This window comes from Alloprevotella rava, assembly GCF_014195585.1.
Taxonomy (GTDB): domain Bacteria; phylum Bacteroidota; class Bacteroidia; order Bacteroidales; family Bacteroidaceae; genus Alloprevotella; species Alloprevotella rava.
Genome location: NZ_JACICA010000003.1, coordinates 40853 through 60788, shown reverse-complemented (window position 1 = coordinate 60788; position 19936 = coordinate 40853). Strand labels below are relative to the sequence as shown.

Sequence of the window (19936 nt, the reverse complement as noted above, 5' to 3'; positions counted from 1 at the left end):
CTTATCATTTTCGATTGTTTTATTTGGACTGAACCAAGAAAAGGCGGTAGCCACCCTTGAGCGTTACCTTGACGGTGCGCAGTTTCTTCTGAAGCAGCTGACTTGCACCCTGCATCACCCCACGGGCAGCCTCGGAGATAATCTGGTCCTTGGCAGAGGAAGCGAAGGTAAAGGATGTACCCATTGAACCGCCGATGTTCGCCCCGACTTCCTTAAGCGCATTGATGTCCTCCGAACCTGGTATATACACACCCTCCTGTCCGTCCATGTCGTATGCCGAGAGCTTGACGCCTATGATATGTCCGTCCACCTCAATGCTTTTGACAAGCAGGTGCATACGGTTACCTTCTATCTTGGCGACGGCTATCAGTCGGCTTTGTCGTGGAATACGCAAGCCCTGCACTTTGGCACTTTCAAGCAGACGGAGCACGACATTATCGCCCTCTTTGAGCGTCGTTGTCCTGTCCACCACCACTTTGAGTGTGTTGCGCATCGTGGGTGCAGCCGTGCTTGCGAGCGAATGGAAGCCCAAGTTGCGTGCTTTCGTGCCATACTCCTTGATGAAGTCAGCGTCGCTCATCGGCTGCCCCAGTGAGGACACTACCTGTTTGCGTTCCGCCAAGATTTCCATTGCAGGCAAGTCGGCCGAACCTCCGCTTATATTACTGCCCATACTCTGACCTTTGTTCGTTGACGTTTGCCCTTTACCCTCGGTAAAGTCATTACCCAAAGATGGTGGAACGGCAGAAGCCTTGGGAAGATACTTCGCTGCCATCTGATAGCCCTTTTCCATCAAGGCAAGCTGCCGTTTCTCTTCATTGTCCTCCTTGCTGTCTTTGGCAGAGAGTTCCTTTTTAAGGTTATCAATCTCCGAGCGCAGGGCTTCACGCTCCTGCTCGTGCGGGTCGGGAGCGTAAAAGGAGTTCAAGAGGCGATTGTTCTCCTCATAGCGATGCATGGAGCTTTCTATCTTTGCCGTAGAAGCAGCCGTCTCTGCACGCTGCGCCTCTGATGGAGCAGTGTCCTGCGCGAAATAGTCCGACAGTCTGCCCATCTCCTCGCGGGTCTGTTCCTCCTCGTGTGCCTTGTCGCCTAATTCATAGGCTTTGAGCTTGTTTTCGGTGAGCTTTTCTGTCGTTGCCTGCGGGATACTGTCATTGAGTCCCTGCTCCGCTGCAGTCTTATCCTTGCCCGAAGGTGCGAAGATAAACCACATCGAGAGGGCAAACAGCAGTCCCAGTCCTCCGAAGACCAAGCCTTTCTTCATTTGTTCTTTCTGTTTATTATCCATTTTCCTTGATTGTTTGATGATGTTGTAGGTAAAAATTGCCGTGTAACTCATGTAAAGTGCTGTCCGTCCGTATCGGACTGTCCGTCAGCTTTCCCGTGGGGATGGGTAGTTTCTCCTTCTTTGGAGGAAGGAAGAACTGCGCTATCATCCAAAGCGAGCAGAGCAGATAGATGAAACTCAGCCCATAGACGATTTCCTTTCTCTGCCTTATCGTGAGCCGTTCACACCGATGGCGGAGCCACAGGTGAAAGCGCAGATAGTGACGTGAGAGTAAAAAGTTTCTTTTCCTTGCCATAGCCTTATCGTTTATAAGTCTGTATGTCCCTGTTCTCCTTGACGAGGAAGTTCTCCATCAGGAAGCCTTGCGGGTTGTTGTCCGAACGGACAGAGTTCTGCAGCGTGCAGGTCGTAACAAGACTGCGCTCTGTAACGTTGCTCTGACGGACGATAAACTCCCGTGCATAAGTCGTTACCGTATAAGGGTAAGTATTGAAGTTGCAGTGGATAGAGTCCACCTCTATGCGCTGATTGACATTGCCCGATATGGCACGGTTATAATAGCCCTTCTCTGCCAAGTCCTTGTAATAGTTGAAAGCCGACTTGTCACACAGTACGAAGGCACGTTCCATGTTCTTCTCAATGGCATCCTTGTCAGGCGCAATGGTGAAGAACAGCTCATGGAAGCGACGTACATGCTCTCTTGCCTCTACGGGACGGTTTCGACTTGCATCCTGACTGAGGGCAAGCATGAGCGACTTTCCCTGGTCAAGCACATAGATTTTCTCCCGCTGCTCCTTAGCGAAACTGTACGAGGCATAGACGGCATAACCGCTTATCGCCACGCAGACGATGGCAAAGACAAAGGCGTAGAGCCTTATCTGTCTGAATGAGGTCTCGATATTACCAAGTGATTTGAATTCCATTTCTTTTTCCTTTTATAGCTGTTGATTAATTAAGCATAGTTGCTTGATTTCTATTTTCCTTTGAGCAGCGCACCCTTGATACGTCCACCGACATTGCCGATAACCGACCCGGCACCTGCTGCGGCATATCGTCCGCCCGTGTAGGCACTTTGTGCACCGCGCTGTGCAGCTTGATTGACATTGCGACCATAAGAGCCGATACCGCCTCCTGCTTCGATAATCCAGCCTGCAACGGTGGGAACGCAGAAGTAACCCACGATACCGATAAGGAAGAAGACGATGTAGTACCACGTCCCCGAATCAGGCAGGTAGTTGGGGTCACTGAGCGCTTCGATGTCCTTCTGTACCATCAGCACCTGTATCTTCGTAAGCAGTGCCGTAAGGATAGAACTGACAGGCAGCCACAGGTAGACAGAGATATAGCGTGAGAACCAAGCCGTGAGCGAACCTGCAAGACCGTCCCATACGGCTATGCCGAAGACAATCGGGCCGAGGATGGAAAGGACGATGAGCATGAACGTGCGCAGCGTGTCGATGATAAGCCCTGCGGCATGGAACAGCAGCTCCATGAGGTCGTGCACCATTTTCATCACCCACTGCTTGGTCTGATAGGCAGCACGCTCGGCATACATACCCGCTATCGTCACGGCATCTTCAGGTCCGATGATACCCATTTCCTCTATCTTTTGGTCGAACTTCTCGTTGGATACCAAGTAGGCTGTTTCGGGATTGCGCAGGTAGGCTTCCTCCTGCAGACGGTTACGCTTGGCGGTAAGCTCCGCCAAGTTGGTCTCCTGCTGATGCACCATGCTTTCCGTTCCCTGCACTACGGGCGAGAGAACGGCATTCATCGTACCCAGTACGACTGTCGGGAAGAACATGATGCAGAAACCCAAGACAAAGGGACGGAGAAGGGGAAAGACGTCTATCGCCTCGGCACGGGCTATGGAAGCCCATACCCGAAGGGCAATATAAAAGAGTGCACCCAAGCCCGCAATACCCTTGGCAATGCCCGTCATCTGGGCACAGAGCGGCATCATCTCATCATAGGTGGAGCGGAGCAGCTCATGTAAACTGGCAAAATCCATAAGCAAAAGTTTTTTATGAAAGTTCTTTTTTATTCTGTAGATTTACCAATACCTGCTTGCCGTATTACCATAGAGCGCCTTGACAGAAGCAAGGTTGTTCTTTTCCCTTGCACGCACGTAGCTTACGGAAATATTTTTCCTTGTGTAGTAGGACACGAGCGAACGGTTTTCCCTAAGCGTGGTATAAATACGGTCGATTGCCTGCATGCGCTCGTGGTCGTTCATCGAGAGGACACCCGACTTGACGATGGACTTTAGTTCCTTGAGACTCTCACCGCTCTGCTCCAAGAGCTTGGCATAGCCCGAAGCCATCGCAGCGAGCTCCGAAGGGCGGAAGTTCTTGTCCGAGAGCATTTTCTTATACGAGGTAACATAAATCTCCGAGATGTCGCCCACCATCAGGATACACTCCTTGACCTTGTAGGCATCCCCGATGAGATTGTTCACCTTCTTTAAGGCATCGTAATACTTCTTGGTGTCGTTGTAGAGTTTCTCCACTTCCTTGAACCCGTCCAAGGTGTTCTTCACCGTCTTGGAGGCGGTGGCAATCTCCTTGACCGAATTGACGATGTTGCCCGCGAAGTTACCGGGATCGGTTACTACCCACTGTGCGTGGGCTTTTCCGCTGAATAAAAGGACGGTGCCCATCAGCAGCATTAAAATTCTTGTTTTCATTGTTCTTTTTGTTTATGATGTAAATACTATGTTTGTCTGAATGTCCACTAAGGGATGTCTATTCAGCTTGCTGTTTTATATAGATAAGTTGGACAAGTTAGTCCAAGTATTTGGACACGACTGTCTAATTGATTGGACACGTTTGTCCAATTGTTTATCTACGTTTGGAGCATTATTTGTCTACGTTTGGCTAAACCAACATATCCTTTATATGTCTTGTCCGATTAACGATTTCGTGCAGCCCGTTTCTCTTGTGCAAGCTGACGAATAGCCGTTTCGATATCCCCACCAAGCTGTGCCGCCCTGTTCATCACCTCCACCTTCTCGGTTTCCTCCGTGGTGTAGGTCAGATATTCCTCCATGCTCACTTCCGTAGCATAGACAGCACTCTGCATACCGCCCAGCCCTATCCACACTTCCTTGTAGAGCCGGTTCGGGTCGTTGTTCTGGTTGATGGATAGTATCTGGCTCTTTTCCTTTTCCGAAAGACCGAGCATCGCCTGTATGCCGTCGAACTTAGTCATGTACTTGCGCTGGTCGAGCAGTATCTTGCAGTCGGAGTTGTTGATGATACTTTCCTTGACAATGGGCGACTGGATGATATCGTCCACTTCCTGCGTCACGACAATGGCTTCCCCGAAATACTTTCTGACAGTCTTATACAAATATTTTATATAGTCCGCCATGTTTGCCGAAGCGATGGCTTTCCACGCTTCCTCAATGAGAATCATCTTGCGGATACCCTTTAATCGGCGCATCTTGTTGATGAAGGCTTCCATGATGATAATCGTTACCACAGGAAAGAGGTCTTTATTATCCTTCACTTGGTCAATCTCGAAGACGATGAAGCGTTTGGAGAGCAGGTCAATATTCTTGTCCGAGTTCAGCAGGAAATCATAACGACCGCCACGATAGTATTGCTTCAATGTAGTTAAGAGGTTGTTAATATTGAAGTCCGAGAGCGTTACCTTGATGTCACGCTTTTCCATATCCTTGCGGTACACGTCCCGCAGATACTCATAGAAGGTATTAAAACAGGGCGTAACGCTGTGATTTGCACATATCAGTTCGATATAGGAGTTTACGGCTGAACCAAGTTCGCCAGCTTCGGTCTTTGTGATATGCTCATCGGCACTCTTCCAAAGGGTCAGTAAGAGCGTGCAGATACTTTCCCGCTTTTCCACATCGAAGAAGTAATCATCGGTGTAGAAAGGATTGAAGGAAATCGGACTTTCATTCGTATAGGTGAAATACACACCGTCCTCGCCTTTGGTCTTGCGGTGAATAAGCTCACACAATCCTTGATATGAGTTACCCGTATCGACCAAGAGGACGTGCGCCCCCTGCTCGTAATACTGGCGTACCATGTGGTTGGTAAAGAAACTCTTGCCGCTGCCCGAGGGCCCTAAGATGAACTTATTCCTATTCGTGATGACGCCTTTTTTCATAGGCAGGTCGGAGATGTCCAAGTGGACAGGCTTTCCCGATAGGCGGTCGGCCATCTTGATACCGAAGGGAGAGAGCGAATCCTTGTAGTTCGTCTCTGCCGTAAAGAAACAGAGGGCAGGCTCGATGAAAGTATAGAATGACTCTTCTGCGGGAAAGTCTGCCGCATTGCCGGGAATACCCGCCCAGTAGAGCGTTGCCGCATCAATGGTGTTGTGGCGAGGGTGGCATTCCATAAGAGCAAGTGCTGAACCCACGTCATTCTTGATCTGGCGAAGTTCTTCCTTATCGCTACTCCATGCCAGCACGTTGAAGTGGGCACGGATGGAGGTCAGTCCCTGTGAGTGGGCGATATTGAGATACTCCTGTATCCATTCCTCGTTGATTTGGTTGCTACGGCTGTAGCGTGCCAGCGAGTGCATATTCCTTGCCTGCTTCTCAAAGCGTTCCAAGTTGGCATCGCTGTCCTCGATGAAGAGATACTGGTTATAGATATGGTTGCAGGGCAACATCAGACCCACGGGAGAGGCAAAGGAAAGACGACAATCGCTCCTGTCTGTTGATAGTCGCTCATACCGACTATCCGTACTGACCGTTGTAGGCAGGTCATCCGTGTCGGAGAGTGTGTGTAGACAAAGCATATTGTCGCCCACACGCACAAGGTCTGCGCCCAGACGGATGTCCTCCAATGAAGCATGTCCCTCTTCAGAAAGGGAGAAGTAACGGTCAAGCAGACCGCCCTTTTCATTTGTGCCAACTAACTCGTCTTCAGTCATGCGGACAATCCTTATCTGCTCGGTATCATTGATGATACGCTCGAACTGGTCTACGGCTTCCATAAACTTCATCACCTCCTCCTTGTTGGTGATTTCCTTGGGTAACAGGTGTCCACGGCAGAGTGAAGAGAAGTTGCTCTGCTGTGCCATGCGCTGCTTGTTGGTCTTGGTAAGGAAGAGATAGACTGAATGGTGGAGATACGGACGTTCGTTGAAATGCCGTTCAGAGGAACGGGCAAGGAAGCTCAGTCCGCCATCGGAGAGCTTTCCTTGATAGTCCTCCTTGATGAACCAGTCCTGCTTGTGTACGATGCTGTAATTGGGTAGCACCTTGATTGCCTTATGCCAGGCAGAGTGCATTGCTTCGTATTCTGTAGAGGTGACGGTAAAGAGTTCGGGCAGCTCCACACGGAAAGCCACCGTGATGTCAGCATCTTTGCTCACCAGACAGCCCTGCTCTATGGAGAGCAGTGGAAACTTAGATTCCAAGGTGGTTATCTTGCTTTTATTTCTCATTTCTTCGCTTTCTTTGGTTGAAAGTTACGGATAAGGTGGCAGACCGTACGGCGGTTCACAAGGTAGCGTGGATGCATACGCACTGCTCCTTTCTTCATCAGTCCGTACTGCCCGTACTTTCTGTTCATGGTGAACGTTTGCCACACCACTATGGTGGCACCCACTACACCTATGACAAGACAGGCTATCTGACTGATGCCGCAGAGATAGAGAATGACCACGAGAATGAAGACTGCCAGCAGCCCTCCTGCAAAGAGGAAGAGGTACTGCGCCTTCAAGCCCTTGAACTCTACCGTCCGGCCTACACCCTTGTTGATTTCAAATGCAGCCATCGCCTTACAGGAAGAAACTTCTCAGGATAGTGGCAGCCACAATCAAGAAGATACACGCACCGAACCAAGAGGCTGCGGTCTTGCTCGTATCGGGGTCACCACTTGAGAACTTGTTGTACACTTTAATGCCTCCAATCAGACCTACCACGGCTCCGATGGCATAGATAAGCTTTGTTCCGGGATCAAAATAGCTTGTTACCATCTTTGTGGCTTCATTGATACCCGCCATGCCGTTGCCCTGTGCGTATGCTCCTACGGCAGTGATAGCCATCAGGAGTAGCATTGTGATTTTCTTTTTGTTGTTCATTGTTCTTTTTATTTTAAGTTGTTAAATGAATTGTTTTCTTTTAGATAGAGGTGGTAAGGGGTGGCTCGGTTTTATCGTATGACAGATATGGGATGATTGTTTTACTTTTGAGCCACCCCTCGAACACTGTACAATATGAACAAAAACACTAGTTTTACAGATAGTATGAAAGTGGACGCTCGTCATCTTCCGAAGCATCGCTGTTGCTGCTCTCTACGTTTAAGTTCGTTTCAAAGTCAGAAGAAGAGCTAATATTACTTTCCTCTAATTCCGCTTCTTCCGCTTTGCGAATGGCAGCAAGTAGCTTTTGATGGTCTTTCTCCTGCTTGAGCGTTGCCTCCTTGATATAGTCCATAAGCTGCGTGCCCCATATGCTTTGCAGCATATTCTGCACCTCTGCTTCGTTTTCCTCATCAAGCGCATCGTCATTCTTGTGCCAGCCGGTAATACGGACTACTTCCCTTGCAAGAATAGCGGAGGGTGAGACTTCGGGTAAAGCAGCGTCAGCGATTTGCAGCTCTTCACGAACGATGCTGTCTTCGTCAGATTCGTCCATTGTGTAGTTAACCTGCAGCTCGTTGTCCTCTTCCATGCCTTCCGCATCTTCTGTTTCTTCGGGCACCAGTGAGTTTTCCGCTGCAAAGGTATTGGGATTATCGGCTGGATTTTCAGTTGAGGAAACAGCGGGAACTTTGGAGATAGACGGGGAAACGAAAGGTTTACTCCTGCCCACCAAAAGATGGCGGGCATTGTCAATCTGCTCTTGGGAAACAGAAGGCTTTGGACGTTCGCCTTGCCTGTTTCCTTTCCGGTTCGGGTTGTTTTCCCCCGATTGGGTTGTAGAGTCTTGGAACAGCCTCCAGAGAAATGCGATGCCGAGAGCTATCCATGCTATACCCAGCAAAAGCAATACGCCTAACAATAAATTGATTATCATAAGTCTATGGTTTTATCGCGCCTGCGCTGTGAGGCGGTATGGTTCAACAAATCCTGATACGTTTTCAAATGATCGAGAAGGATATTCTCAATATATCCCGTGATGGAAGCCTCCGATCTGATGTCGTTCAGCACATCACGCAGTATCTGGAGTATCTCAGTATGGATACTGAAGCCCGACTTGTTGCGCCCGTTGCGGACACCCGTCAGAAATCGCTGTTCGTATTCAGGAAAGTCCATTGCTGGGGAAGAATCCTTCGTTCTGGCATTTCTCTTTCTTTTCGAGGGCGGCGCTGTTTTGGCATTGTTGCCATTAAACGAAGTTTCTTCCGGTATTTCCTCCTGTTCGTCAATTTTAGAAAGAGAGGCACTTGCATCTTCTTCCACAGAGTCTGAATCATCATCCAAATCAATGGGGTCGTCAAAGTCTGGTGTGTTTTCCTCTGTGCGCTTCTTGACACCAATGTCTGCCATCTCCTCCAATTTCGCTTGAAGCAGCTCTTCACGTTGCTCTTTCAGTGATTTCATACGCCGTTCTCAGTTTTCAGGTTGAGTTTCTCCATGACCTCCTTTACCCACTCATCCACTCCGGTCTGAGGGCGGAGAGCAGGTGCAGGGGGCAGGTAGGAGCAGCGGAATACACCTTTGACACCCCCTTGTGCCAATTCCCTGCTGAATCGGACGGAATTATAGATACGGGTATCGAAAATCGGCAGTCCCTGTTCCTCAGCATTCTGACTGAACAGGTCGATGACCGTGGTACTGGCACTGCGGTTGATTTTGTTCCAAAGCAGGAAGAAGTCCTGAATACGTGAGCCTTCGAAACCGATGCCCAAGTCCCTGATTGTCTTGGCGTATGCAAAACTCGATGCCAGCGACTGTGGGTCGGCTTCTATAGGTGAGATGATGTAGTCCATCGTAATGGACAAATCCATCATGGCACTGGTAAGGGCATGACCAGGAAAGTCAAAGATAATCAGTTGCGGTGCCGTCTTCATTTTGTGCAGGTATTTCATGACATCGGAAACGGCTCTTTCTGGTTTGCTTCTGATGATATGATACGATTTCTTGCCGTAGCGGGACAGGCGCTCGTGAAGTTCCTTGCCCAGTTCGGGTGAGGACTCGATGAGGTCTCTGTCGCGTTCGCGGAGTTTGTAGAAAGATTCCTGCGTACCGTCGCAATCCACGACGGCAAGGGAGATGTTCTTCTCGTAGTACAGAATGGATGCCAGCACTTCGGCAAGACTGCTTTTGCCCACTCCTCCTTTCTGTGAGGCGAAACCCAGATAGATGGGATTGTTTTTTTTCTTTTCCATATTCATAGTCGGTTGTTACTTATGTTATAAGTTGATGTATATCTTGACTGACAAGTCATGTCATATTTGTTGTTGAAACCATATTTTTGACTCGACCTAAAAGTCTGGTTTTGACCCAGCTCAATTTTGACTCAGCTCAAAAACATAAAACCCTCCGCAGTTCAAACCTTTCTTGACTGAGATTTTTGAAGTTGAAATCATTATTTTGGACTCTTCATCCATATAGGTTTCAAGCTGTCTTTCAACTGAATCTGCTTGCAAAATAACAAGGTTTTATCCTAAGTTTCAACTACCTGTGAAGTACAGGGAGATGCAAGGAAAAAGAGTGAATATCATTGATAATGAGATATTTGAAAATCCGCCGTAACTTTGCAGGCGAGAATAATACATGGAGGTAATATCCCGAAGCAGACACCCCAAAAGGGTGAATACTTCAATCGTATCAACTCTTGATATTGGCAAGGTGTGTCTTTGTAACACAAACCGCCGTTTGTACCACAAAGACCCTTGCCCCGAAGGGGGATGAATTACTCCAAAGTCGTAATTAAGAAAACAGAACAGATATGAAAAAGGAAACGAAACATGGTTCAGAACGAAAACAAGCAGAAAAGCCCCATTGGGACAACTGGCATGTACGGTTGCCCAACCCGAAAGACCAGCAACGAGCGATTGATCTCTTTCAGCGTTCAGGCGCAGAAACCAAGTCGGATTTCGTACGCACTCGCATTCTTGGAGAGAGTTTCAAGGTGATTACGGTGGACAAATCCGCCGTGGAATATTACCGAAAGCTCTCTGAATTGACAGCACAAATCCATAAGATTGGCGTGCTCTATAACCAGACCGTACGTGCCATCAACAGCTATCACAGCATAAAGACTGCACAGATTATGCTTGAGAAGTTGGAGAAATTGTCGGCTCAAATCATTGCCTTGCAAGAGCAGGCTATCAATCTAACCATTGATTATAGAAAGAAGAAGTATTGAGAATTTAGTTAGAAAAATGATAGCAAAAATTTCAGCAACGGAGAACCTCGGAGGAGCACTCGGCTACAACTTCAAAAAGGTGGAAAAAGGAGAAGCGAATATTCTTCTTGCCGCTGAATTGTATCAGAGCAAGGAAGGACGTTATACGATGGAGGACGTGCTTGCTGATATGGAGGCATTGATACCGAAGAACTGCCGTACCAAGAAAACGGTGTTCCACTGTTCGCTCAATCCGCACCCGGACGAGAAACTATCCGATGAAAGGCTCACACAGATAGCCAGGGAGTATATGGAGGCACTCGGCTACGGCAAGCAACCCTATATCGTGTTCAAGCACAACGACATCGCCCGTGAGCATATACACATCGTGTCGCTTCGGGTGGATAGTGAAGGAAAGAAAATCAATGACAGATTTGAAAAGCGAAGGAGCAAGCAGATTACCGATGCCTTGGAGAGAAAGTATAACCTTATTCCGAGTTCAAAGGTTACTGAGAAAGCAGTAGCAGAAACGCCCAAGGTGGATACCATAAAAGGGAATATCAAGGAGCAGGTGGCAAGCGTTGTCCGCATGGTGCTGAAACATTATAAGTTTTGTTCATTAGGAGAACTGAACGCCATTCTGAGCAAATATAACCTTGCCGTAGAAGAAGTAAAGACGGAGTTTCGGGGAAAGAAATACGATGGACTGGTCTATGTTCCGACTGATGATAAGGGAGGCAAAATAAGTACACCCATCAACGCATCGGACATCGGTCGTGGTGTGGGCTATACTGCCGTACAGAACAGAATACAGAAGTCGAAACAAAACGTCAAACCACTGATACCAACCATCAGGAACAAAGTGTTACAAACTATGCGTACCTCTCCCAATACGGAGAAAGAGCTTCGGCAAAGATTGGAGGAACAAGGCTTGCGTGTGGTAATCCGAAAGAATGATAATGGAAGAATTTACGGCATTACCTTTATTGATGACGAGCAGGGTGTTGCACTCAATGGTTCCAGATTGGGCAAGGGATATGCCGCCAATATATTCAATGGTTATTTCTCCAATCCTGCCCATAACCCATTCTTGGACGAAACGCTGTATGGCAGACCTTCTGCCCGTTTGGAACAATCGGCAACTGTCCAGCCTTTACAATCCAATGCAGAAGAAGGGGATAACCTTATCGATGAACTTATCGAGGACATGGTGGGTGACTCTTTCACATCTACGGGCAACGATGATTGGAAAGAAGCGGCTTGGCAACGTAAACTCCGCAGACAAAATAAGGTAAATCTTAAACGCAGAAAGCGCTAAGTACACTGTTCAAATTATATTCAAAAACTTTTCAAATAGTATTCAAACGATATTCTAAATAAAACTGCAATGGCACAAGAAGATGATTTAAGGGCATTGGGTAAAGTTATGGACTTTATGCGGGGTATATCGGTGATATTCCTCTTGATTAACTGTTATTGGTTCTGCTATGAGGCTTTCCATACATGGCACTTTACAATAGCTATAGTGGACAAGATTCTGATGAATTTCCAACGCACGGCGGGCTTGTTCTCGTCCATACTTTGGACGAAACTCTTTTGTGTGGTATTCCTTGCACTGTCCTGTTTGGGAACAAAAGGCGTGAAGGAAGAGAAAATCACGTGGCCAAAGATTTGGACGGTGCTTTTCGCAGGTTTTGTGTTCTTCTTTCTCAACTGGTGGCTCTTAGCATTGCCCATCGGCAAAATTGGTGCAGCTACGCTATATATCTTCACGCTGTCCGTTGGTTATATCTGTCTGCTGATGGGTGGCGTATGGATGAGCCGACTGCTCAAAAACAACTTGATGGACGATGTATTCAATACGGAGAACGAGAGTTTCATGCAGGAAACACGATTGATGGAGAATGAATACTCGGTAAATCTTCCTACACGCTTCTATTACAAAAAGAAGTGGAACAAAGGCTGGATTAACGTGGTCAATCCATTTCGTGCCTCGATGGTGCTGGGCACTCCGGGGTCGGGTAAATCCTACGCCATTGTGAACAACTATATCAAGCAACAGATTCGGAAAGGCTTTGCCATGTATATCTATGATTACAAGTTTCCCGACCTTTCCGAGATTGCTTACAATCATCTGCTTCGGCATTTGGATGCTTATAAGGTGAAACCGCAGTTTTATGTCATCAACTTCGATGATCCGAGAAAGTCGCATCGTTGCAACCCCATTAATCCAGCATTTATGACGGATATATCGGATGCCTATGAGAGTGCCTACACCATCATGCTCAATCTGAACCGCTCGTGGATACAAAAGCAGGGAGACTTCTTTGTGGAGTCACCGATTATCTTGCTGGCAGCCATCATCTGGTTTCTGAAAATCTATGAGAATGGGAAGTATTGCACTTTTCCTCACGCCATAGAGTTTCTGAACAGACCCTATGCACAGATATTTCCGATACTCACTTCCTACGATGAACTAGCCAATTATCTTTCTCCCTTTATGGACGCTTGGGAGGGCGGAGCACAGGATCAGTTGCAGGGGCAGATAGCCAGTGCCAAGATACCGCTTTCACGTATGATTTCTCCTGCTCTCTATTGGGTAATGACGGGTGATGATTTCTCACTCGACATCAATAACCCTAATGAGCCGAAAGTCCTTGTTGTTGGTAATAATCCCGACCGCCAGAACATCTATTCAGTGGCACTCGGTCTGTATAACAGTCGTATCGTGAAACTCATCAACAAGAAAAAACAACTCAAATCCTCGGTGATTATAGACGAGTTGCCTACCATTTACTTTCGTGGTTTGGATAATCTTATTGCCACAGCCCGAAGCAATAAGGTGGCGGTGTGCCTTGGTTTTCAGGATTTCTCGCAGCTTACCCGTGATTATGGTGATAAGGAGAGCAAAGTGATACAGAACACAGTAGGTAATGTGTTCAGTGGGCAGGTGGTAGGAGAAACGGCCAAGACGCTTTCAGAGCGTTTCGGCAAGGTGTTACAACAACGACAATCCATGACCATTAATCGTAATGACAAATCGACCTCTATCTCCACACAGATGGACAGCCTTATCCCGGCTTCCAAAATCAGCAACCTCACGCAGGGCATGTTTGTCGGTGCCGTATCCGACAACTTCGATGAGCGCATCGACCAAAAGATTTTTCATGCAGAGATAGTAGTTGATAGTGCCAAGGTATCGGCAGAAATGAAAGCCTATCAACCAATCCCTATAATCGCAGACTTTACAAACGAAGACGGCTTCGACAATCTCAAAGAGACTATCGAAGCCAACTATAAACGTGTCAAACAAGAGATTATCTCACTTGTGGAATCGGAGAAGGAACGCATCAAGGCCGACCCGGCTCTTGCTCACTTGTCTAAGGAGTAGACCGTTTGCCAACCGATGTCTCAAAGCATCTGTTCTTTGCAAAGGTTTCCGAGAAAAGTTACCTTACTATTGGGAATAGAAAGATATATGTTCGAGAGAACATCTTTCGGACTGTATGTGTACGTCATTTTCTTTAATTATCAAAAGGGCGTGGCACCTGTTATGCACCACGCCCTCGATAAAAATGGATTTAATCATCCCACAGCGATTTCGAGCGACAAATCGGAGCAGCATAGCCCTCATCTTCCTCCTCATCGTCGTCGCCAAAGAAATTATTACCTTTCGAGAGTGCAGGCCCCGTGGCGGGGTCTTCACTGATGCCCACGCTGATGGAGCCGGTGAGGATAGAGTTTTCTAATGTGATGGGTACCACTTTGATTTCCGGTTTGATGTAATTGTTCATTTTTTATTAATTAACTGTTTGTTTTAAATCATCGGGGGGAGCACACCGCCCGTTTCCGTGGGATTCGGAACGTGATGAATCACGCCCCTGCGGCGTGCCGCACCCCCGATGAAGAGAGACTTCTTTTTTTATTTCACTACCACCTTTCGACCGTTGACAATATACACACCGGCGGGAATCTGTCGGCGCACGCTGTCGTCGAGGCGGTCGGCCACGCGGCGGCCTTGCAGGTCATATACCGGACCGTTCTTCCCGTCGGTCGCACCGTCTGTCGTGCCGTAGATGCCGGTGGTCTCGCCGTCGAAGACGATGGAGAGCCGCTTGGCACCCTCATGGCTGTTGTAGCTGATGTAGGCGCGGTAGGCAGGCACCGTGACGGAGGGGTTGTCGGACGTTACCTTGTGGAACAGGCCGTCGGCCTGCAGGATGTAGGCGTGATCGGAAGTGAGCCACCAGTTCACCACGTCATGCACCGCACCCTTGAAGTAGTAGTTGCCGGCAGATAGGACGATGCTGCTAAGGTCGGCCTTCACCTGCAGGTTCTCTCCGCCGAGCTGTGGCGTGCCGTCGGCCACGAGCAGGTAGGGCCTGTAGGCTCCGAGCGTGCCGTTTACCTCCTTGAAGTGCACCGCGGTGCGGCTTTCCTGTCTGTCGGCAAGGGTGTAGGCCTTGAAGCCCTGCACGGGCAGCTCGTAGGGCAGGCAGAGCGTGGCCTTGCCGGCGGCGAGGGTGCGGTCGTAGGTAGCCTTCGTGGCGGTGAAGTCGAGCCCGATGGGCAGCGACTGTCCGTCGGTGAGGCGGAAGTCGTCGCACGTCCAGCCGTTGTTCTCCTTGTTATAATACACATAGTTCGGCTTCGCCTTGTCGGTCTCGCGGTAAAGGCCCGGCCACTCGCCCAGCACCTGTGCCCAGTGGCAGCTGTCGGTGCGGTCGCCCTGTAGCTTATAGGCCACTTCGCCGCTCTCGAGCTGCTTCTCGGTTATCCGCTCGCCCTGCGTGTTGGCGAAAGGGTTGAGGTAGTAGCAGTTGTTGAGCGTGGGGTTCGGGGCGAAGGTGTAGCCGCCTTTGGAATTGTTCGTGCCGGTGTAGAGGCAGTTGTTGAAGGTGCAGGTGGCGTCGTCGTATTGGCCACATACGAAACCGCCCATGCCCTGCCTGCTGTTGTCGGTGGTGCCATTGAGATCGCCGGACACGATGCAGTCTTTGAAGGTGATTTTGCCTTCGCTGTATGCCGAGAGTACCATTCCTGCGGCGCAGTTGGAGCTGTTCGTGTTGCCGTTAGTGATTTTCACATCGCTGACGCAGCCCGAGAAAGTGGTGTTGCCATCCGCATTCAAAGCAAATACGCCCAAAGGCTCGCTGTCGGACGTCATCTGCCCCGTTACGCGCAGGTTCTTGATGGTGGCATTTGTTACAGAGGGGAACAGCGCGACGTAGGTCTCACTGCCGTAAACGTTCCAATCGATCGTGATGGTGTGCCCCTGTCCGTCGAAGGTGCCGGAATAGCCGGTGTTCTCGCTGCCTATTTTCAGGATCTCCGTGCCGAGGTTAAGGTCGGCGGTGAGCTTGGCGTTGAGTTTTCCCTCCCCGGACAATACGAGGTCGCCGAACTTCTTCCAGTCTTCTTTCGTGGCGATGCTGATGTCTTTGAAGACCACGTTTGCCACCACGGTGGTATCGCCGGTAACGGTAGAGGACGCCGAGAAGTCGCCCTCAAAGCTGAGCGCGTAGGTAATGTTGGGAGCGTAGTCAGCGCCGAGCAGCTCCTGCACGGTGGGCAGGCTGACGTGCCCGCCGCGGTTGGCGTAACGCATGGCCTTCACCTTGCCGTTGAGGGTGAACTTCACCTCGTACACCTGTTTTGCAGCCTCGGCGGTGAGTTGCGGAATGGTGTCCGTTCCGAGCACCTGTCCCCACACGGTTTCCTCGCGCGTGCCCTGCAACTTATGAGCCACATAGCCGTTCTTGAGCTGCGCCTTGGTTGCCTGTTCGCCCTGCAGCTTGCCGCAGGCGTTGAGGTAGTGGCAGTTGTTGAGGGTGAGGGTAGCCTTGTCGTCAGAGTCCGAGGCAAAGGTGTAGCCTCCGCTGGCGTTGTTCGTGCCGGCGTAGAGGCAGTTGTTCATGATGCAGCTGCCGTGCTGGATAAATACGAAGCCGCCCATGCCTTTCTTGCCCTTGTCGGTCGTGGCGTTGATCGAGCCCTTGACGAGGCAGTCGCTGATGGTAACGCGGCCACTGGAGTATATATAGCAAATCAGGCCCGCCGCGTCGCATGAGGATTTGTCGTAGCTGGTCGTGAGGTTCACATTGCTCACGCAGCCCGTAACGGTGTTTTCGCCAGTCGCTTCGTCGATCAATCCTGACAGGTAGTAACCGTTCGACCGGATGGTTCCTTCGGTGCGCAGGTTCTTGATGGTGGCGCCCTTCACTCTCCCGAAGGGGGCGACGTCGTTGGTCGAGCCGGCATCCCAGTTGACGGTGAGCACGTGGTTCTGCCCGTCGAACGTGCCGCCATAAGGACTATTGGAAGTTCCCACCTTCGCGATGTCCTCGCCGAGGTCGACGTCCTTGGTCATCTTGGCATCAACGGTGTTCTGTCCGCTGCCTACGATGTCGCAGAACGCCTTCCAGTCAGCCTTCGACGCGATTTCGTAGTAGTCTTTTTTGTTGAAGGTTACTGCCACGGTCCGGTCGGTGTTGACGGTGGTTGAGCCGTTGAAGCCGCCCTCAAAGGCGATGGCATAATAATGATGAGGGTTGTAGCCCGTGCCTAAGAGGTCTTTTGCGGTAAAGGTGGGCAGACCGCCGTGGATGCTCTGCCCGTTGGTGGCATAGCGCGTTGCCTTCACCTCGCCGTTGTAGACGAACTTTACCTCGTACACCCGTTTCGTGGCGTCGGTGGTGGGCAGCGGCTCGTTGTCCGTGCCGAGGGTCTGTCCCCAGACGTTTTCGGTGCGGTCGCCTTGCAACTTCTTTGTCACCTCGCCGCTCTTGAGCTGCTCGGCGGTTACCTGCTTGCCCTGCGCTTTGCCGCAGGTGTTGAGGTAGTAGCAGTCGGTGAAGGTGGCGCTGATGCCGTGTTCCGTGCCGAAGGTGTAGCTGTCGTTGGGGGCGTTGTTCTTGCCGACGTAGAGGCAGCGAGTCAGCGTGTAGGTGCCATTATTAGAAAGGACAAAGCCGGCCATCATTCTCTCGCTTTCATCCGCATTGTCGGTGATGCTGCCTTTGACGAGGCAGTCGGTGATTTGAACCGAGGCACCGCTGGTTACAACTTGAACCATGCCCGCGGCTCTGGATGCATCCGAACCACTGCCCCCCGTGATGTCCACGTCGCTGATGCAGCCCGTGAGGGTGGTGGTGCCAAAGGCTGCATAAACCATTCCGGACAAGTAGTCACCCTTCGTCGTGATCTTCCCTTGGGTGCGCAGGTTCTTGATCGTGGCGTCCTTCACATACTTGAAGGGGGCTATATCGTTTCTGGAGCCGGCATCCCAGTTGAACGAGAGCGTATGTCCCTGTCCGTCGAACGTGCCGGTGTAATAGAAATAGTTATATAGCCAGGGGAATAGAGGTCTTTTGTTCCTGCCATCACGATCTCCTCGCCGAGGTCCACGTCCTTTGTCAGCTTGGCGTTGAGGGTGGTCTGTCCGCTGTTCACCCGATTGCAAAACGCTTTCCAGTCTTCTTTCGAGGCAATCGTAATGGTCTCGCTCTCGTTTCCGGAGCCGCCCTGCGCCCACGTCGGCATCGTCAGCACGAGGGCAAGCAAGAAGAGGCTGAGCCTCTGAATGATGTTTTGTTGTTTCATATTGAATTTGAAATTAAAAAAATAAATATTCTTTTGGTTATCGGGGGCGTGGCGTAGTTACTACGTTTTCCGGAAGACTTCCTTGTATATTTCTGTCTGTTCCCGATTACGTCGTACAAGATGGTTGATCGTATCTTTGGAAAGGGAATCCAAAAGATGCTTATGCGCCAAGCCGTCAAACGGTTCTTCAAACGGACGGAGATAAGACAGCTTTTCCTTTCGCGTGGAGATTTCGGTGAACTTTTTATCCATATCGAGTGAAAAGCCGATGATGAATTCTCCGCTTTCATTTCTTAAAATATATACCCAACAGTTGTTTTTCATTTGCCATAATCTCATTTTCTTTATGAATAACTCTTTTTGCTAATTATGAATTAAATATATTTCTACTTTCTCATTTTCTCATTTCGCATTCCTTTCTGCTGAATTTCGCATGCCTAATGGTGCTCTTCTGAGCAATTCCACAAGAAAAATCTTTGCGAGAGCAGCAAAAGATGATGCAAAAATAACATAAAGAGAATTGTTATTTTAAGGATTATGACAGAAAAGAGCATTTTAAAGGTATTTCCGCCCCCTAAAAACCTTAATCACCCCCTAAAAACACTTAATAAAAGCTTGGTAAAGAGAAAATAAAAACGTATCTTTGCAGTCGTTATAAAAAGTAAAAACGGTAACAATGATCATTCATTTTCTCACAGAAAAGGTATCGGCATTCCTACGGTCGCGCACTACAAACACCATTGAGCGGCACCGCGTCATCGTGTATTTGCTCCACTCTGTACTCGTTGTTACCGTCATCTCCTTGCAGTTCATGGGGCTTGGAGGTTCGCAGGAAGCGTTGCCCCAGACGATGAGCGGCATCCATCTGGCGATGTGCCTCCTTTCGCTGTCGCTCTACCTCACGCGGCGGCTGACGCTTTCCAAGGCTTTTTCACTCGTGGCGCTCGTGGCACAGTGTACCATCGCCGTGCGCTTCTTTTATTTCGCTACGGTGCGCCCCGACCATTTTCTGCAGCTCATCCTCGTCAATCAGATAGCGTCGTTGCTGGCAGTCTTTTTCCTTGTGATAAGTTTTGTCCGGTTTACTCCCTTTATCGTCTCCGCCATCAGTGTGATTGGCTATGGTTGTGTGTCTGCCTATCTTGATGAGCCTTCTCTTTGGTGCCTGTTCGGTTTCTTTTTCTTCGTGCAGTTTTTCCTCTGTGCGCTGGGCGAACTGCTGCGACACAATGTGATGAGCGTGTCGAAAGAGAATACCGACCTGCACCATCGTGAGACGGCACTGATGCACGCCGTCAGGCTGAACAGACGGGAAATAGAAGCATATCTGCGCATGAGCGGAAACGACCACCCCTCACCCGAGGACACCGACCGCCTGTTTTCCATGCTCAAGCCGACATCGCAACGGAACCTCGTCAACGCCGTGCGCCTGCATCTGAAAAAACACTTGATGGATGACTGCGATCTGGGGCACCACTTTCCCTGTCTGACTAAATCAGAAACGGATGTGTGCCGCCTCATTCTCGCGGGAAAGAAGCGGAGCGAAATCGGCCTACTACTCGACAAAACCGAAAACAACGTCGACGTGACGCGTAACCACATCCGCAAGAAACTCAATGTACCTACTGACCAAGACTTGCAGAAATTTCTCATCAATTTATTGATAGAAAAAGAATATTCGAAAAAGGAGGAAATAAATAAATAAGTTCCTCTACCGGAAACGTTCATATTTATTTATAACATGCCATTATCCGCTTTCCATACAG

General features: G+C 49.4%; 19 protein-coding genes. 4 read left to right on the top strand and 15 right to left on the bottom strand.

Translation table 11 applies throughout. The features are described 5' to 3' along the window. Nucleotides 1–19: 19 nt before the first annotated feature. The 11 genes from traM to FHS60_RS03735 all read right to left on the bottom strand — a co-directional run bounded on the left by traM (nucleotide 20) and on the right by FHS60_RS03735 (nucleotide 9612). Nucleotides 20–1291 carry a conjugative transposon protein TraM gene (gene traM / locus FHS60_RS03785; protein WP_183695245.1) on the bottom strand — a complete coding sequence of 424 codons (1272 nt, stop codon included), beginning with the start codon at nucleotides 1289–1291 and terminating at the stop codon, nucleotides 20–22. After that, nucleotides 1284–1586, bottom strand: a complete 303-nt coding sequence (locus FHS60_RS03780) for a hypothetical protein (RefSeq protein ID WP_025068482.1) — start codon at nucleotides 1584–1586, stop codon at nucleotides 1284–1286. Before FHS60_RS03780 ends, traM begins: the two co-directional genes overlap by 8 nt. 4 nt (nucleotides 1587–1590) lie before the next feature. Further along, complete coding sequence (traK, locus tag FHS60_RS03775) at nucleotides 1591–2214, bottom strand: conjugative transposon protein TraK (RefSeq protein WP_183695242.1); 624 nt, start codon at nucleotides 2212–2214, stop codon at nucleotides 1591–1593. A 50-nt stretch (nucleotides 2215–2264) separates the two neighbouring features. Then, the gene (gene traJ / locus FHS60_RS03770; RefSeq protein WP_004367642.1) at nucleotides 2265–3302 is read right to left on the bottom strand and encodes a conjugative transposon protein TraJ; all 1038 of its coding nucleotides are present in this window, start codon (nucleotides 3300–3302) and stop codon (nucleotides 2265–2267) included. Between the two features lie 42 nt (nucleotides 3303–3344). After that, nucleotides 3345–3977: a DUF4141 domain-containing protein gene (locus FHS60_RS03765; RefSeq protein WP_008823910.1), complete on the bottom strand. Its 633-nt coding sequence runs from the start codon at nucleotides 3975–3977 to the stop codon at nucleotides 3345–3347. 224 nt (nucleotides 3978–4201) lie between these two features. Beyond that, nucleotides 4202–6715, bottom strand: coding sequence for a TraG family conjugative transposon ATPase (locus FHS60_RS03760; protein ID WP_183695239.1), 2514 nt, complete (start codon nucleotides 6713–6715; stop codon nucleotides 4202–4204). Beyond that, nucleotides 6712–7047, bottom strand: coding sequence for a DUF4133 domain-containing protein (locus tag FHS60_RS03755; protein ID WP_183695236.1), 336 nt, complete (start codon nucleotides 7045–7047; stop codon nucleotides 6712–6714). Before FHS60_RS03755 ends, FHS60_RS03760 begins: the two co-directional genes overlap by 4 nt. A gap of 4 nt (nucleotides 7048–7051) precedes the next feature. Continuing rightward, entirely contained in the window at nucleotides 7052–7354 is a 303-nt protein-coding gene (locus FHS60_RS03750; RefSeq protein ID WP_004365137.1) for a DUF4134 domain-containing protein, read from the bottom strand. 154 nt (nucleotides 7355–7508) lie between these two features. After that, nucleotides 7509–8291 (bottom strand): hypothetical protein, encoded by a 783-nt coding sequence (locus FHS60_RS03745; RefSeq protein ID WP_183695233.1) that lies wholly within the window; start codon nucleotides 8289–8291, stop codon nucleotides 7509–7511. After that, complete coding sequence (locus FHS60_RS03740) at nucleotides 8288–8818, bottom strand: DUF3408 domain-containing protein (protein WP_183695230.1); 531 nt, start codon at nucleotides 8816–8818, stop codon at nucleotides 8288–8290. The genes FHS60_RS03745 and FHS60_RS03740 overlap by 4 nt, the downstream gene beginning before the upstream one ends. Further along, a complete protein-coding gene (locus tag FHS60_RS03735) occupies nucleotides 8815–9612 on the bottom strand; it encodes a ParA family protein (protein ID WP_183695228.1) in 798 nt (265 codons plus the stop codon). The genes FHS60_RS03740 and FHS60_RS03735 overlap by 4 nt, the downstream gene beginning before the upstream one ends. 557 nt (nucleotides 9613–10169) lie before the next feature. Between FHS60_RS03735 and FHS60_RS03730 the strand changes: the two genes are divergently transcribed. The 3 genes from FHS60_RS03730 to mobC all read left to right on the top strand — a co-directional run bounded on the left by FHS60_RS03730 (nucleotide 10170) and on the right by mobC (nucleotide 13959). Beyond that, on the top strand, nucleotides 10170–10589 hold the full coding sequence (locus FHS60_RS03730) for a plasmid mobilization protein (protein WP_183695225.1): 420 nt from the start codon (nucleotides 10170–10172) through the stop codon (nucleotides 10587–10589). Between the two features lie 16 nt (nucleotides 10590–10605). Then, a complete protein-coding gene (mobB, locus tag FHS60_RS03725; protein WP_183695222.1) occupies nucleotides 10606–11886 on the top strand; it encodes a conjugal transfer protein MobB in 1281 nt (426 codons plus the stop codon). Between the two features lie 69 nt (nucleotides 11887–11955). Beyond that, nucleotides 11956–13959: a conjugal transfer protein MobC gene (mobC, locus tag FHS60_RS03720; RefSeq protein ID WP_183695219.1), complete on the top strand. Its 2004-nt coding sequence runs from the start codon at nucleotides 11956–11958 to the stop codon at nucleotides 13957–13959. Between the two features lie 190 nt (nucleotides 13960–14149). Here mobC and FHS60_RS03715 read toward each other — a convergent pair whose 3' ends face one another. The 4 genes from FHS60_RS03715 to FHS60_RS03700 all read right to left on the bottom strand — a co-directional run bounded on the left by FHS60_RS03715 (nucleotide 14150) and on the right by FHS60_RS03700 (nucleotide 18494). Continuing rightward, on the bottom strand, nucleotides 14150–14362 hold the full coding sequence (locus tag FHS60_RS03715) for a toxin PIN (protein WP_183695216.1): 213 nt from the start codon (nucleotides 14360–14362) through the stop codon (nucleotides 14150–14152). Nucleotides 14363–14490: 128 nt separating this feature from the next. Beyond that, nucleotides 14491–17742 carry a peptidase M26 gene (locus tag FHS60_RS03710; protein WP_221189638.1) on the bottom strand — a complete coding sequence of 1084 codons (3252 nt, stop codon included), beginning with the start codon at nucleotides 17740–17742 and terminating at the stop codon, nucleotides 14491–14493. Between the two features lie 86 nt (nucleotides 17743–17828). Beyond that, nucleotides 17829–18170, bottom strand: a complete 342-nt coding sequence (locus FHS60_RS03705; RefSeq protein WP_183695212.1) for a hypothetical protein — start codon at nucleotides 18168–18170, stop codon at nucleotides 17829–17831. Between the two features lie 60 nt (nucleotides 18171–18230). Further along, a complete protein-coding gene (locus FHS60_RS03700) occupies nucleotides 18231–18494 on the bottom strand; it encodes a hypothetical protein (RefSeq protein WP_183695730.1) in 264 nt (87 codons plus the stop codon). A gap of 352 nt (nucleotides 18495–18846) precedes the next feature. Between FHS60_RS03700 and FHS60_RS03695 the strand changes: the two genes are divergently transcribed. Next, nucleotides 18847–19875, top strand: a complete 1029-nt coding sequence (locus tag FHS60_RS03695; protein WP_183695209.1) for a helix-turn-helix transcriptional regulator — start codon at nucleotides 18847–18849, stop codon at nucleotides 19873–19875. Nucleotides 19876–19936: the final 61 nt, after the last annotated feature.

Excerpts from the sequence above, each read along its gene's own strand:
- traM (WP_183695245.1), bottom strand. The coding sequence starts at position 1,291 with ATGGATAATAAACAGAAAGAACAAATGAAGAAAGGCTTGGTCTTCGGA.
- FHS60_RS03780 (WP_025068482.1), bottom strand. The coding sequence starts at position 1,586 with ATGGCAAGGAAAAGAAACTTTTTACTCTCACGTCACTATCTGCGCTTT.
- traK (WP_183695242.1), bottom strand. The coding sequence starts at position 2,214 with ATGGAATTCAAATCACTTGGTAATATCGAGACCTCATTCAGACAGATA.
- traJ (WP_004367642.1), bottom strand. The coding sequence starts at position 3,302 with ATGGATTTTGCCAGTTTACATGAGCTGCTCCGCTCCACCTATGATGAG.
- FHS60_RS03765 (WP_008823910.1), bottom strand. The coding sequence starts at position 3,977 with ATGAAAACAAGAATTTTAATGCTGCTGATGGGCACCGTCCTTTTATTC.
- FHS60_RS03760 (WP_183695239.1), bottom strand. The coding sequence starts at position 6,715 with ATGAGAAATAAAAGCAAGATAACCACCTTGGAATCTAAGTTTCCACTG.
- FHS60_RS03755 (WP_183695236.1), bottom strand. The coding sequence starts at position 7,047 with ATGGCTGCATTTGAAATCAACAAGGGTGTAGGCCGGACGGTAGAGTTC.
- FHS60_RS03750 (WP_004365137.1), bottom strand. The coding sequence starts at position 7,354 with ATGAACAACAAAAAGAAAATCACAATGCTACTCCTGATGGCTATCACT.
- FHS60_RS03745 (WP_183695233.1), bottom strand. The coding sequence starts at position 8,291 with ATGATAATCAATTTATTGTTAGGCGTATTGCTTTTGCTGGGTATAGCA.
- FHS60_RS03740 (WP_183695230.1), bottom strand. The coding sequence starts at position 8,818 with ATGAAATCACTGAAAGAGCAACGTGAAGAGCTGCTTCAAGCGAAATTG.
- FHS60_RS03735 (WP_183695228.1), bottom strand. The coding sequence starts at position 9,612 with ATGAATATGGAAAAGAAAAAAAACAATCCCATCTATCTGGGTTTCGCC.
- FHS60_RS03730 (WP_183695225.1), top strand. The coding sequence starts at position 10,170 with ATGAAAAAGGAAACGAAACATGGTTCAGAACGAAAACAAGCAGAAAAG.
- mobB (WP_183695222.1), top strand. The coding sequence starts at position 10,606 with ATGATAGCAAAAATTTCAGCAACGGAGAACCTCGGAGGAGCACTCGGC.
- mobC (WP_183695219.1), top strand. The coding sequence starts at position 11,956 with ATGGCACAAGAAGATGATTTAAGGGCATTGGGTAAAGTTATGGACTTT.
- FHS60_RS03715 (WP_183695216.1), bottom strand. The coding sequence starts at position 14,362 with ATGAACAATTACATCAAACCGGAAATCAAAGTGGTACCCATCACATTA.
- FHS60_RS03710 (WP_221189638.1), bottom strand. The coding sequence starts at position 17,742 with ATGGTTTATGCAGCCTTTGGCACCACCACCCTCACGGGCTGCATCAGC.
- FHS60_RS03705 (WP_183695212.1), bottom strand. The coding sequence starts at position 18,170 with ATGAAACAACAAAACATCATTCAGAGGCTCAGCCTCTTCTTGCTTGCC.
- FHS60_RS03700 (WP_183695730.1), bottom strand. The coding sequence starts at position 18,494 with ATGAAAAACAACTGTTGGGTATATATTTTAAGAAATGAAAGCGGAGAA.
- FHS60_RS03695 (WP_183695209.1), top strand. The coding sequence starts at position 18,847 with ATGATCATTCATTTTCTCACAGAAAAGGTATCGGCATTCCTACGGTCG.